Genomic DNA, 13,789 nt, shown 5'->3' with positions numbered 1-13,789 from the left:
ATCTGAATCTTGGCAATCCGAGCCTGCCATGCAGCTAGCAGCAATCAAAGCATATCCCTTCGGTAATGCCTAACCCGATAGAAAAAAAGAAATCGTCCCCCGCCTCATGGTAACACCTTACCACACGAGCCGTAAGAACGATCTCTTTGCATTCATTTCCTATGAGAGGATCGGGTCTTCCAGGCCTATCGTTGGAATACCGCAGGTTTTACGCATACCGGCTTGGATTGCGAAACCGTATATCCAGTAAAGTCAAGCTTTCCGTCTTCCGGATTCACGTTAAACAATACCAGGTTATTCCCGTCCCGATTGGCAACGATAAGGAATTTGCCCCCCGGCATGAGCGTAAAATGACGCGGATGGCCGCCCTCCGTCGAAATATATTGAACCGGACTTAAACGACCGGTATCTTCATGCACGTTAAATACTACAATGCTGTCATGTCCGCGGTTCGATCCGTATACCGTTTTGCCATCCGGGGACACGGCGATTTCGGCACAATAGCTCTCCCCGTCAAAATCCGCAGGCAATGTCGATACCGTTTCCAGCACCTCTAAACGTCCTGCTTCTTGATCATAGCGAAGCACTGTGACACTGGAATTCAGCTCGTTGATGACATAAGCATAGGCACCGCTTGGATGGAAAGCCAAGTGACGGGGCCCTACGCCGGCATCCAGCTGGGTTTCGCCGTGAAAGCTCAGCTCTTGCTTATTCTCATTTATCGTGTATGCAAGAATCTTGTCCAATCCCAGGTCCTGTACGAACACATATTGACCATCCGGACTATAAAATGCCGAGTGCGCTCTGGATTGCTGATCATCATGCACTTCCACGAGATCCGCATGTTTCTTCTCATCCAGCAGTCTGTCGGCTTGTCCATGCTCACCGATCGAATGAAGACCTACCAGGCCTCCATGATAACTCGAAACTATCAGATACTTGCTGGATTCATCACGCTGAATGTGGCAAGTGGAGCTGCTGACACTGCGGGTACGATTCAATTCGGTCAGTTTGCCGGCCTCCGAGTCAATTTCAAAGCTGATGACCTCGGCTGCTTTGCCGCCTTGCTCTGCAATTTCGCCGATGGCATACAAACGTCCGTTATCCGGATCGACGTTCAAGAAAGTGGGATTCTTAATGCCGGATACTTCATCGAGCAGCTTCAGTTCGCCGCTGTCCTCGTTAAATTCATAAACACATACCCCGCTTTGATTATCTTCCGCATACGCACCAGTAAACAGCAGTGTGCGCTGTGATGGATTCGCCATAATATCCGATCTCTCCTCTCGTATATCTATCATTTTCATGTCCTATGTAGTGATGCTTCCAGTTACCATGTTAACTTCAACCCTGATGAAAATCAAATGACTTGCCGTTTGCAGCCTGTTTGTCTTTTGCCATACCGGGTATGTATGTATTACATTGACTGAAGGAGGTATTCCCATGAAACAACCGAACAGCGAAGAAGTGCGCAATCATCAGGACACGGAGAACGACTCCCAAGAACAACGCGACAAGGTGAAGAACCATCAGGATGTGGAGCCTCAGGCTGAGAATTGGAACCCCCGGGATCTTCCCGATCCAGACGATAAAAATCAATCTAAATCCTAATCGGGCAATATAAGAAGGCCGCATGGACACTGCCATGCGGCCTTCTTATATAGGTGATGAGTCTCTTTGGCTTGGATGATTATCCTTCCAAAAGCAGCGACTCCGGATCTTCGAGGAGCTCTTTCACGGTTACCAGGAAGCGAACCGCCTCGGAACCGTCAACGATCCGATGATCGTAAGACAATGCGATGTACATCATCGGACGATTTTCCATGCGTTCAGCATCAATCGCTACCGGGCGAAGCTGGATTTTGTGCATGCCGAGGATACCCACCTGAGGCGTATTCAGAATCGGCGTGGACAAGAGCGAGCCGAAAACGCCGCCATTCGTAATCGTAAACGTACCGCCTTGCAGTTCAGACAAGGACAGCGCGTTATTGCGGGCTTTGGCAGCCAGATTCCCGATTTCCTTCTCAATCTCGGCAAAACCAAGACGATCGGCATCGCGAACGACCGGAACGACAAGCCCTTCTTTGGCGGATACCGCAATACCGATATCATAGAATTTCTTCACGACGATATCGTCGCCGTCGATTTCGGCGTTCAGATGCGGGAATCTCTTCAACGCACCCACGACCGCTTTGGTGAAGAAGGACATGAAACCGAGCCCTACGTCATGCTTCTCTTGGAATGCTTGCTTACGACGCTTGCGCACGTCCAGGATCGCGGTCATATCCACTTCATTGAAGGTCGTCAGCATGGCAGCCGTATGCTGCGCTTCGACCAATCGATTCGCAATCGTTTGACGACGACGGGACATGCGGGTACGTTCAACCGGTTTGCCATACTCGGCAGCAGGTGCTTGTGCTGCCGGTGCAGGCGTTGAAGCTGCCGGCTTGCTAGGCGCAGCAGACGGCTTAGCTTCGTTATGATTCTTCACATCATCATGGTAAATCCGACCGATCGGGTCGCGGCCCTGTACCTGGTCCAGATCAATCCCGCGTTCACGAGCCAGTTTGCGTGCGGATGGCGATGCAGTCAGGCCTGCTCCTTCCTCGTTCTGAGCCGGTACCGGAGCTTGCGGTTTCGGTGCTTCTGCGGCGGGTGCCGAAGCAGCTTCCGTTTGCACGGAGGCAGGAGCTTCAGCCGACTTCGGCGCCGATGCGCTTGCAACGCCTTCCTGCGGAGAAATTTGACCGATCACTTCGCCGATCGTTACGTTCTCCCCTTCTTGACGAAGGATTTTTTCCACAACGCCTTCAGACTCTGCGCTAATTTCAAGATTAACCTTATCCGTTTCTAACTCGAGCAGCACATCACCGATGTTGACGCTATCCCCTTCCTTCACGTGCCATTTGAATATCGTTCCTTCGGTGATGGATTCGCCCATAGCTGGTACAGTAATTTCGCTCACAGCCGCTACCTCCCCAATGAGATCTCTTGATTTATAGTTTTACGATTAAGGGCAAAAGAAATGATGGTCTGTTGCTCATAAGCATGAACATCCTGATACCCGCTAGCAGGGCTCGAACGCTCAGGACGTCCGCTGTAACGGACCTCTGTGCCTTTAGGTGCAATTTCACGAATTCTCGGCTCCATGAAGCTCCAGCCGCCCATGTTCTGAGGCTCTTCCTGAACCCACAGAATCTCTTTCAGGTTCGGATACTTTTGCATCACACGGGAAATTTCTTCTTTAGGGAAAGGATACAACTGTTCCACACGAAGAATGTGGATCCAGGATTGGTCCTCACCCTTCTGCTTATCCAGCGCGTCTTCCAAGTCGATCGCAATTTTCCCCGAGCACAATACAAGGCGTTCCACCTTCTTAGGTGTTTGACCTAGACCCGGCTGTTCCATTACCTTCTGGAAACCGCCCTCGCTGAACGCGTTCACAGGCGACGCGACACGCGGGTTACGGATCAAGCTCTTCGGAGCCATAACCACCAGCGGCTTGGCATCGTCCGTGTTGGTCAGGGAAGCCTGTTTGCGCAGCAGGTGGAAATATTGGGCGGCCGAAGTCAGATTCGCAACCGTCCAGTTATCCTCGCCGCTCAGCTGGAGAAAGCGTTCCAATCTAGCACTGGAGTGCTCTGGGCCGTTTCCTTCATAGCCGTGAGGAAGCAGCATCACCAAGCTGGACTTCTGTCTCCACTTCGAACGGCCGGCCGTAATGAACTGGTCGATGATCACCTGTGCACAGTTGACGAAATCGCCGTACTGCGCTTCCCAGATCACCAAAGTCTCGGGAGAGTACACATTGTAGCCATATTCAAATCCAACGACCGCAGCTTCGGTCAGCGGGCTGTTGTGGATCGCGAACGATGCCTTGGCTTGCGGCAGCCGGTGCAGCGGGCAGAAGGTTTCTCCATTGACCGCATCGTGAAGCACCAGGTTTCGATGGGCAAACGTTGCACGTTCGGCATCCTGTCCCGTAATCCGGATCGGCTTGCCGTCAGCAAGAATCGTAGCGAAGGCCAGCGTTTCGGCATGACCCCAGTCCACCTTCTCGCCCTCGTCAAGCGAGTTGCTGCGCCGCTCGAGGATGCGTTGAAGCTTCGGATATACCGTAAAGCCTTCAGGCCACTGCAGGAGCTCGCGGTTAATGCCGCGCAGCACCTCTGCAGATACATTCGTCGCGGCTTCCGTCTTGGTTTTGCCGTCCGTAGGGTTCAGTCCGAGCAGAATCTGATCAACCGGATCCTTCGTCTTCACGTTCTCATAAGAGTTCTTCAAGACCTCCACGACGCCATTCTTCAAACCGTCCACTTGTTCTTGGGTCAGAATGTTTCCATCCATCAGTTTCTTCATATAAATCGTGCTGACGGTTGGATGGTTCTTCACCTTCTGGTAGATCAGCGGCTGGGTCGTTTCCGGATCGTCCGTCTCGTTGTGGCCATATTTCCGGTAGCCGACAAGATCGATCAGAATGCTCTTCTTGAACTTGTTGCGGTAATCACTGGCAAGACGGGCCACTGCGATACACGCTTCCGGATCATCCGCGTTCACGTGGATAATCGGAATCTCATAACCTTTTGCCAAATCGCTCGCATAATGAGTCGATCTGGAATCCTTGCCTTCCGTCGTAAATCCGATGCGGTTGTTCACGATGATGTGAATCGATCCGCCCGTACGGAACGCAGGCAGTTTATTGAAGTTCAAGGTTTCCGGCACAATGCCTTCGCCAGGGAACGCGGAATCGCCATGAATCTGAATGCTCAGCGCTTTGTTCACATCCTGCTTCGGATAACCCGCTTCGCTGCGATCCTCCTGGGCGGCACGAGCAAAGCCCTCTACTACCGGATTGACGTATTCCAGGTGACTCGGATTGTTCGCAAGCGTGATCCGAACCTGCCGGGCTTCATCCTTCTTCAGGTAACGGTCCGCGCCCAAGTGGTACTTTACGTCGCCCGTCCAGCCGTAGTTGATGCCCATGGAGCCTTCGGACGGCACCAAGTGTTTATTCGGAGAGTGCATGAACTCCGAGAAAATCTTGCCGTAATCCTTGCCCAGTACATGAGCCAGGACGTTCAAACGTCCGCGGTGCGCCATACCCACGAGAATGGAGTTGACATCCGCTTCGGCCATTTGGCGAACGATCTCGTCGAGCAGCGGCACGAGTGCCTCGTTGCCCTCAACCGAGAAGCGCTTCGCGCCTACGAACGTGCGATGCAGGAATTCCTCGAACTGCTCGGCTTCGAGCAGCTTCTTCAACAGTCCCCTGCGCTCTTCAACGCTCATGTCGGTCAAGTAGCGGCCAGATTCGGCCTGCTGATTGAGCCACTTGCGTTCTTCTTCATCGTGGACGTGGCTAAATTCATAGGCAATGGAGCCTGTATATAGTTGCAACAGCCGCTGGATTGCCTCTAAGCCGTTCTTGACATCGCCAGGAGCCTCCTCCCAGACGATCTCTGCAGGCAGGGCGGCCAAATCCGCTTGGCTGAGTTGGTAGCTTTCCGGTTGAAGCAGACGCGTGTCGGCTTCGTTTCCGATTCCAATCGGATCAATGTCGGCGGCCAGATGACCGTAGGTTCTAATGTTCCACACCAGTTTGCCGGCAGCTACCCCTTTTTTCATCAATTGCGGGTCGTAGCTAACACCTTGTCCCTGCGAATCCGCTTTCTTTTCATTGTTTTCCAAAGATGGAGGCGGCCCCCAGCTGGCGAACAGCTCGCGGTATCCTGGCTCCACAGATTGCGGGTCTTGCAAAAACTTCTCATACTGATCTTGAATGTACCCCAAGTTCGGACCGTGATATTTCTGCCATGGTCCCTCTGTCATTCTGTCAAGGGTCTTCATCGCTGACTCCCTCCGTCAGATTATTTTGATTGCTCAAGGACGGAATTTCTAATTTTACATTTTGCATACTACATTTTACATTAAATAAACGTTTTCTTACGATTACATTATAATACACTTGGCCTCCATACCGAAAATACCCTTTATATATAATAATGATCTCAGAAACAGATGAATTTGCGTCAATTTTTTGACGTTTTGTCCGCTCATTCACCAGTTCTCTGTATGGAGTTCCATTTAACCCCATTTATTCGGAAAAAATATCCTCTTCCAGCCAGTCCATCTGCCGCAGCGGCTCGGGCCCGGTGTCCATCCCCAGCAATTGAAGAAGCTGTTTGGCGTTGTCGGAAGCATCGCCGCCTGAATTGTTGTTGAAGATGATCCAGCACTGCTTCGCTTTCTTTAGCAATTGTTCTATCCATCCTCTCAGCTGTTCCAATTCTCCCGAACTGTAACGGTACAAATACCGGACCTCTCGCCAGTTGGGCTGACCGCTGGAATGCCACCCATCGGCGTTGCGTCCGTGCATCCGGATCATCACGGCCTCCGTGCCGGATGTCTCAAGTACGACCGGCACCGATCCGATACCGGCTTGCGGCTCGTCAGCTATGCTGTGGATCCAGCCCTCGCTCCGCATAAATGCGAGGGTCTTCTCGCGAAACTCCGGCGCATACCAGCTCTGATGGCGAAACTCCAAGGCTACCGGAACGTCCTTCATCCATTCCCGCGTACGCTTCAGAGTGTCCACATGCTTGCGTTCGCAACCAAACCATGGCGGGTATTGGAAAAGCACGGTCCTTAATTTGTCCGCCGCTCGCAATTCTTCGACCGATGCAAGCAAATGATCGAACATCGCTTTTACGCTGGGGTATCTGTCCTTGCCCTGTCCGCGGGCATGTCCTGTCATGCCCTGATAGGCCTTTACAATAAAACCGAAATGGTCCGGGACGGCTGCCGCCCATTTTGTCATTTGTTCCGGCGAGGGTATGGCATAGAACGAATTGTCCATCTCCACGATGGGAAAATGCCTGCTGTACATTTCCAGTTTATCTGCAGGCCTTGCCCCTTCGTCATACAGCTTGTCATGATCTCCCCACCCGGACAAACCTACCTGAATCACATCTTTTTGATTATCTTCCTTTGACATAACAATCCTCTCATCCACATGATTTACCATATCGGGGACTTCTATTAATTAACCTGATACGGGTGATTTCAAAAGCAGGCAGCCCCATACTGATTTTACCATTGCCTTGATTTCGTTCACTTCCGATCATAAAAAACATGATGGGCTTCCAGTTTTCCGTCCAGGATCTCGATCCTTCCATGCGAATAACGGGGCTGCCGCCTTTTATCCGTAGCGGAACCGGGATTGAACAGCAGGACCCCCTGTACCTCTTCTTTAAAGGGGATATGGGAGTGGCCGAACAAGATGCAGTCCACTTCCGTATCTGCAAAAGCTTTTCTGGCTCGTGATGGCGTCGTTCCGCCTTGACCGTGTCCGTGCACAATCCCGATGCGCTTGCCCTCGATTTCAACCCGTTTTTTATATCCAAAGCGTTCCACGATCCGCGCGTCATCCACATTACCGGCCACTCCCTCCACGGGAGCATATTGACTTAACAGCTCGTAGAGCTCCCAATCGGACCAGTCTCCGGCATGAAGAATAAGCTCCGATTGCTGTAAATCTTCTAGCAGCGGGTCTGGCAGTTCCTTCGCTTTTTTGGGCATATGGGTGTCTGACAATACCGTAATCCGATATGGGCGGCTCATTGGGATGCACCTCTTCTTATAGTTATGTAATGCTGCAATATCAGCCATCTGACATTCATCTATATCCTACCAAATAAACGAAATCAAATAAAACCGCACAGGGAACTGCGCGGTTTTTCATGTCTTCTTTTAAGCCAGAAAAAATTTCCAATTCAGTTTTAGTTTGTCCGCCCGCCGAATAGAATGTACGAGCAAGCAGGTACAAGCTGTGTTATCCATGATCCAGACGAGAGGTGGAAGTTGATGAGTATTCTAATTAGCTACATGATCCTTGGCCTTTCCCTATCAGCCCCCGTTGGTCCGATTAATGCGGCGCAGCTTGATAAGGGGATCAAGAAAGGGTTCTGGCATGCTTGGCTGTTTGGCATTGGTGCGGTCCTTGCGGATATCCTGTATATGGTCCTCGTCTATCTCGGCGTTGTTCATTTTCTGAATACGCCGTTCATGCAGACATTCCTCTGGCTGTTCGGCGCTTTTGTCCTTATCTATTCCGGGCTGGAAAGCATCCTGAACGCCAATAAAGTGACGATCAGTCAAGAAAAAAGCGATGATTCGTTATGGAAAAGCATGCTCTCCGGGTTTCTCATGTCCGTCTCGAATCCGATGACGATTCTGTTCTGGCTCGGCATCTACGGATCCATCCTGGTCAAAACGGCTGCGGACGAAGGGTCCGGGAACCTGTTTCTCTACAGCGTTGCCGTCATCGCCGGGGTCGTGCTGTGGGATTTGTTCATGGCCGCGCTCGGCAGCATATTCCGCCGATATTTAAACGAGCGGGCGCTTTCTCTCATTTCGGTGCTTTCCGGGATCTCGCTAATCGTGTTTGGCGTTTATTTCGGAATTCGGGCTCTGGCATTGCTTTATCCGCTCGTATTCTAACGGGCCGGTTTGGGGCTAAGCTTGGGCTTTTCCCTCTCCATCAGGCGGCCCTGACCGGATTTTTTCCACACGGAACGCATGCATAATACGACCAGTCCGATTAACAATATGAACCCGAGACTGATCCAGAGTCCCGGCCGACTCGTCGGGTGCAGGGCGGTTCCGCTGACGGCAGCCGCTATGAGTATCATTCCGATGTATCTTTTGACCTTGCCCCATCCCGTAAGCTCGATCAGCCGGCCTGCCGATATCAGGATAAAAAACCAGTTATACAGCAGCATAAGGCCTGCCGCAGTTGTCAGGTACTCGTAAATCTTGCCGGGCATGAGCAGAGACAGCACGATGGATACAATCAACCCGGCGGCGGTTAGGGAAAGGGAGAAGATGGGCGTATCGCGCTTAAACATTGTTCTGGAAAACAGCTTGGGCGCATCCTTATCCTCGGATAACGTGACCAGCATCGTGGTTACGGCATACAGCGAGGCAACCATCGTCGAGAATCCGGCAATGATTAAGACCGCATTGAATAGATGGGGGATAAAAGGCAGTTGATACGAGTTAAGCGCTACAACGAAGGGGCTTTTCGTCGTGGAGAAGCGATTCCAGGCTACCATCATGACGGCCATGCCAATAGACAGCACATATACGATGGACAGCAGGAGAATCATCACCTTGCCCGATTTCGGCGCTTCCTTCGGATTCTTCAAGCGGACGGCCATCACTCCCATGACTTCAATTCCGCCGAAAGCATAAAACGCAAAGATCAAGGACGACCACACGCCTTTTCCGCCCGTCGGAAATAAGGCGTTCATGCTGCCCGGAACATGGGGCTTAGTCCCGCCTTTCAACCATCCCATCCAAGCGGCGGCGGCAATGACAAGAAACATGACGATGGCAGCGACCTTAATAACAGCCAACACATTCTCCAGGCGGTCGAAGCCCTTGGTGCCGATCCATATGACAAAAAGCCCCAGTACGGCATATCCTGATGCGAATATCCACATCGGAACGCCAGGAAACCAAAAGCGGGAGAAAATCGCCAGCGCGGTCATCTGGCTTCCCATGATCAACACTTCGGAGCACCAGTACATCCAACCTGTTGAGAAGCCTGCCCACCGGCCGTAGGCTTTTTTGGCGTAGGTTCGGAACGAGCCTTTTTGCGGATCCTCTGCCGTCATTCGCGCCAGCACATCAAACACGAAGTAGGTGGCCGTCGCCGCCAATATAATAGAAAGAAGAAAAGCCGGTCCGCCAAGCCGGATACCCAGTGCGGATCCGAGAAAATACCCCGTGCCGATCGTTGATGCAACTCCCAGCAGCGATAGCTGCCACCACTTCAGATTCCCTTTTACTTTCCCTGCCTCGGTCTTCGCTCCTCTGTTCACGGTTATGTCCTCCGGATGTCGTGATGTATTCGTTCAAAACTTTCCTTATTATGAAGGGATTCTCCGTGATTTATGTACCGTGCCGCCCAGCCTAAAAATGCCTTTAAAGTTCCATGAAGAGAAGACAAGCAAGCGGATTATGCAGCCCGGGGGCTGGATGCTCTCGCATATTTTGGCTGTTCCCCGAGAAGTATAAACGGAAGAAAGCAGAATTGGGGGATCACACATGTCATTAGCTCGCGGTATTCCAACGAATCAGGCGTTTATGATTATGATGCTCACGGCAGGTTTGACCAATCATGTCATGATCATCCCTGTGCTTCTGGAGAAGTCCGGACGGGATGCCTGGATCACCATTCTAGTGTCAGCCGTGTTATTTATGCCCTGGGTTCTGCTAGTTTACGGAATCATCAAAAAAGTCGGCCCCCGTTCGATCAAGCAAGCGTTGGACGAGAGCAGCGGCAAAGCGGCTCGCATGCTTGCAATGGGCATGTCCGGCTTGTATTTTTTCGCTTTTGCCTTCTATACCTTGAAGGAAGTCATCGATTGGACGAAATCGACCTATATGGTCCAAACCCCTGTCATTGCAACGGCCTTCGTGCTCATGATGCTGTGCCTTATCAGCATTAACCATGGAATCAAAACCATCGGCGTTGCCGCCGGCATCTTGCTGCCTTGCGTCGTCTTGCTTGGCATATTCGTGTCCGTGTCCAACCTGAAAGTAAAAAACTACAGCTACTTGCTGCCTGTCCTTGAGGAAGGCTTCATGCCGGTGCTCAGCGGAATCCCGATCATGTTCGGGGGATTGTCCCAATTTATCCTAATCTTATTTCTGCGGCCTCACCTGCAGAAAAAGCCCGGTTTCTTGACGTTCCTGCTCATCCATCTGGTTCTCATCTTCCTCACGTTTGGACCCACGATCGGCGGCATTGCCGAATTTGGTCCAGAAGAAATGAAGCTTCAGCGGTACCCCGCCTATGAGCAATGGCGTCTCGTGAAGCTGGGCAAATTCGTGGAACACGTCGATTTTTTATCCATCTTCCAGTGGCTTAGCGGAGCTTATGTCTCCATTTCCATTTCGATTTTTTTGCTCTGCGAAACCCTTCTTCCCAAGTCCAGACAGAGCGTTGGCGTATTAGCCGCCACCACGCTGCTCATCATACTGTGCGCCTCACCGATCAGCAATTTGAAAATGTATTATGCCATGGCCGACTATTTCTTGCCCGCATCCGCCGTTTATATCACCATCCTAAGCCTCCTGTTATTCTTCCTGATCCGCAAACCGAATCAGCAGGAGCCGCAGGATGCCAGTTCCACGAAAGGAGATACGCCGCAATGAACATGACCGAACAGCAGCTGCGCGATCGTTATGCCGATTCCGATGACGTCTATATAACGTCCTACCCGGGAATGGATGAAGAGCCTTGGGCGATTATGGTTTACAGCCCGATGATGTGCGATTCGAAAGTGTTGTCCGAGATCTTTTTGCCTGTCATCAGCAAGGAATGGAATACTTCCGTTTCGCAAAAGCATCCGCTTGACCCGACCAGCCTTGAATATTATCTTACGCTGGATGTCGCCGATGCCGATTTGGAGTCCGTCGATGACATTGTTTATTCCGGCTACGTTGCCTTGTATTTTCCCAAGGACGATAAGCTGTATTCGTACAGCGCCGGCAAAACCATCGGCCGAACGCCGGAAGAAAGCGCCACGGAAACCTCGGTCAAAGGACCTCGCGACGGGTTTGTCGAGGAATTGGATATCAATGTAGCACTTATCCGCAAAAGGCTGAAATCACCGGGACTTGTCTATTCCTCCTTTAAGCTTGGAGACAAAAGCAAAACCACCGTCGGCATCATGTATTTAAAGGACAAGGTCATACCGGAGACCGTCACAGCCATCGTGGACAAGCTAAACCATTACGCCGGGGATCCTCCCGTAGGGATCGGCGAGCTTGCGGAGCATCTGACTCCATACAGGTTCAGCGTGCTTCCCATGTTTGACTACACGGGGCGGACGGATCTGGCATACGACTCTCTGACCCGCGGCCGATTGGTCATTATTTTGCAGGGGAGCCCCGTCCTATTGATTGCACCTGCGAGCTTCATGCAGCTGCTGTTCGCTGCCGAAGACCCCCAAATGCCGTTCTATTTCGTGATGCCTTGGAGAATTCTGAGAATGTTCGGGTTCCTGATTTCCATTTTCCTTCCCGGCTTCTATATAACGCTATTAGCCTTTCACCAGGATCAAATCCCTTTTCCGCTGCTGGCAACGGTTGCAAATACCCGGCTCGGCCTTCCGATCCCGACCGGGTTTGAGATGCTGATCATCCTGTTTCTCCTCACTCTGCTGCGGGAAGCCGGCATGCAGATGCCTTCTCCGATCGCGTCAACCATTACGGTGGTTTCCGGTATCATTATCGGCGATGCGGCGATTCGGGGCGGTTTTTTCTCCCCGACGATGACCGTCATCGGGGCCCTATCCTTTGTGGCGGGGTCTACCCACTCCAATCAGGATTTTGTTGTCAGCCAGACGATCATGCGTTTCTTTGTCCTTACCCTGTCCTCGGTGTTCGGTTTATTCGGTTTCTTCATATCGGTCTTCATGATCGTTCAATATGCAGCAAACCATAATCCGTTCGGGCAGCCGTACCTTGCCCCCTTCTCGCCCTTCTCCAAATCCAAAGTCCTGGGCAATCTCTTGCGATTTCCGGGGAAACGGAAAAAGGGCGGCGCGTTATGAAGCGGGTATGGATACTCGTATGTCTAACGTCTCTGCTGCTCTCAGGCTGCTGGGACAACAATGAAGTCCAGGATATCAACTACATCACGGCGCTCGGCGTAGATTACAAGGACGAGAAATATATCATTTATGTGCAGATGCTTGACTTTGCCACGATTGCCAAACAAGAATCGAACAAACAGACGGAGAAAGCGCCTATCTGGGTTGGCCGAGGAACCGGGACCACGTTGACTGAAGCCCTCATTGATCTGTACACGTCGAGTCAACAGCGGGTCTCTTGGGGTCATGTGACGGCTTTGGTGCTTAGCGAATCGGTATTAAAACCTAAGCTGTTGGCCCAAGTGTTCGACTTGACCAACCGTTCCCAGGAAATCCGGTATACGAAATGGATATACGGGACCAAGGATAAGATGGAGGATCTTTTTACGGTATCGCCGTTCTTTCAGCTCTCCCCCCTGCATTCACTGCTTCATGAACCCAGGGAAAGCTATGTCCAATTCTCGTTTATACGTCCGATCCAATTCGTGAACTTTATTCGTCTCTACAGGGAAAAAGCCGCCACCGTGCTGCTTCCCTCCCTTCATATTTCGACGCAGAACTGGTCGGAAAATCTAAAGCAGCATCCGATATTGGAAGTGAACGGTGGATTTCTGATCAAGAACAAGGAATTGATGGGCTGGCTCCCACGATCCGATCTGCTGGGGACCCGCTGGTTAGCATCGAATAATACTCACGCTGCCGTCGTCGTTCAGGCGGACGGTGAAGCCGTTGGGAGCATTCGGCTGGAGAAGCCCCAATCTACCATCGAAGTCATCCGGAAGCCAAACGATGCGTCGTATCGAATCAAGCTGAACGTCTTTGGGACGGTACAGAATATATACAAGCAGGTGGGGATTAAGGAAATGAAGCGATTAACGGAAGATACCCTGCGAAAAGAATTACTGAACACCTTCCGTAAAGCCGCATTGATTCACGCTGATCCCTATGAGCTGTGCCTCCAATTGTACCGAATCGATCCCAAACTCTGGAAGAAATTAGCGGATCAGAAAAAGGAAATCTACGACGAAACGACCCTTGAGGTTGATGTCGATGTCAACCTCCGATACTGGGGGCAGCGCAAAAGCCTGAACCGGTAATGAAACCTGTGCAATAATGAGAAACCC

11 protein-coding genes are annotated in these 13,789 nt (G+C 51.5%); 5 read left to right on the top strand and 6 right to left on the bottom strand.

Annotated features, from left to right (window positions below; all coding sequences use genetic code 11):
* Positions 1-185: 185 nt before the first annotated feature.
* Positions 186-1,268 carry a lactonase family protein gene (locus BMX45_RS02305; RefSeq protein ID WP_090908308.1) on the bottom strand — a complete coding sequence of 361 codons (1,083 nt, stop codon included), beginning with the start codon at positions 1,266-1,268 and terminating at the stop codon, positions 186-188.
* Positions 1,269-1,443: 175 nt separating this feature from the next.
* Here BMX45_RS02305 and BMX45_RS31190 point away from each other — a divergent pair, with 175 nt between their 5' ends.
* A complete protein-coding gene (locus tag BMX45_RS31190; RefSeq protein WP_015736214.1) occupies positions 1,444-1,611 on the top strand; it encodes a hypothetical protein in 168 nt (55 codons plus the stop codon).
* A gap of 79 nt (positions 1,612-1,690) precedes the next feature.
* Here the strand turns inward: BMX45_RS31190 and odhB are convergent, their stop codons facing one another.
* The 4 genes from odhB to BMX45_RS02280 form a co-directional block, all read right to left on the bottom strand.
* Complete coding sequence (odhB, locus tag BMX45_RS02300) at positions 1,691-2,965, bottom strand: 2-oxoglutarate dehydrogenase complex dihydrolipoyllysine-residue succinyltransferase (protein ID WP_090908307.1); 1,275 nt, start codon at positions 2,963-2,965, stop codon at positions 1,691-1,693.
* 5 nt (positions 2,966-2,970) lie between these two features.
* A complete protein-coding gene (locus BMX45_RS02295) occupies positions 2,971-5,847 on the bottom strand; it encodes a 2-oxoglutarate dehydrogenase E1 component (protein WP_090908306.1) in 2,877 nt (958 codons plus the stop codon).
* Positions 5,848-6,094: 247 nt separating this feature from the next.
* Entirely contained in the window at positions 6,095-6,994 is a 900-nt protein-coding gene (locus BMX45_RS02285) for a DUF72 domain-containing protein (RefSeq protein ID WP_254777920.1), read from the bottom strand.
* 116 nt (positions 6,995-7,110) lie between these two features.
* Positions 7,111-7,620 (bottom strand): metallophosphoesterase family protein, encoded by a 510-nt coding sequence (locus BMX45_RS02280; RefSeq protein WP_090908303.1) that lies wholly within the window; start codon positions 7,618-7,620, stop codon positions 7,111-7,113.
* A 243-nt stretch (positions 7,621-7,863) separates the two neighbouring features.
* Between BMX45_RS02280 and BMX45_RS02275 the strand changes: the two genes are divergently transcribed.
* The gene (locus BMX45_RS02275; RefSeq protein WP_090908302.1) at positions 7,864-8,499 is read left to right on the top strand and encodes a LysE family transporter; all 636 of its coding nucleotides are present in this window, start codon (positions 7,864-7,866) and stop codon (positions 8,497-8,499) included.
* On the opposite strand, the gene BMX45_RS02270 is transcribed toward BMX45_RS02275, so the two are convergent.
* Positions 8,496-9,884, bottom strand: coding sequence for an amino acid permease (locus tag BMX45_RS02270; RefSeq protein ID WP_090908301.1), 1,389 nt, complete (start codon positions 9,882-9,884; stop codon positions 8,496-8,498). The two genes, BMX45_RS02275 and BMX45_RS02270, sit on opposite strands and share 4 nt — an antisense overlap.
* Positions 9,885-10,110: 226 nt before the next feature.
* On the opposite strand from BMX45_RS02270, the gene BMX45_RS02265 reads away from it, so the two are divergent.
* The 3 genes from BMX45_RS02265 to BMX45_RS02255 are packed head-to-tail and all read left to right on the top strand — an operon-like array spanning position 10,111 to position 13,762.
* A complete protein-coding gene (locus BMX45_RS02265; protein WP_090908300.1) occupies positions 10,111-11,223 on the top strand; it encodes a GerAB/ArcD/ProY family transporter in 1,113 nt (370 codons plus the stop codon).
* The gene (locus tag BMX45_RS02260) at positions 11,220-12,626 is read left to right on the top strand and encodes a spore germination protein (RefSeq protein ID WP_090908299.1); all 1,407 of its coding nucleotides are present in this window, start codon (positions 11,220-11,222) and stop codon (positions 12,624-12,626) included. Before BMX45_RS02265 ends, BMX45_RS02260 begins: the two co-directional genes overlap by 4 nt.
* A complete protein-coding gene (locus BMX45_RS02255; RefSeq protein WP_090908298.1) occupies positions 12,623-13,762 on the top strand; it encodes a Ger(x)C family spore germination protein in 1,140 nt (379 codons plus the stop codon). Before BMX45_RS02260 ends, BMX45_RS02255 begins: the two co-directional genes overlap by 4 nt.
* Positions 13,763-13,789 lie beyond the last annotated feature (27 nt).

Source organism: Paenibacillus sp. cl141a (assembly GCF_900109305.1).
In the GTDB taxonomy this organism is placed as follows: domain Bacteria; phylum Bacillota; class Bacilli; order Paenibacillales; family Paenibacillaceae; genus Paenibacillus_AQ; species Paenibacillus_AQ lautus_A.
This window is presented reverse-complemented; position numbering and strand designations above follow the sequence as displayed.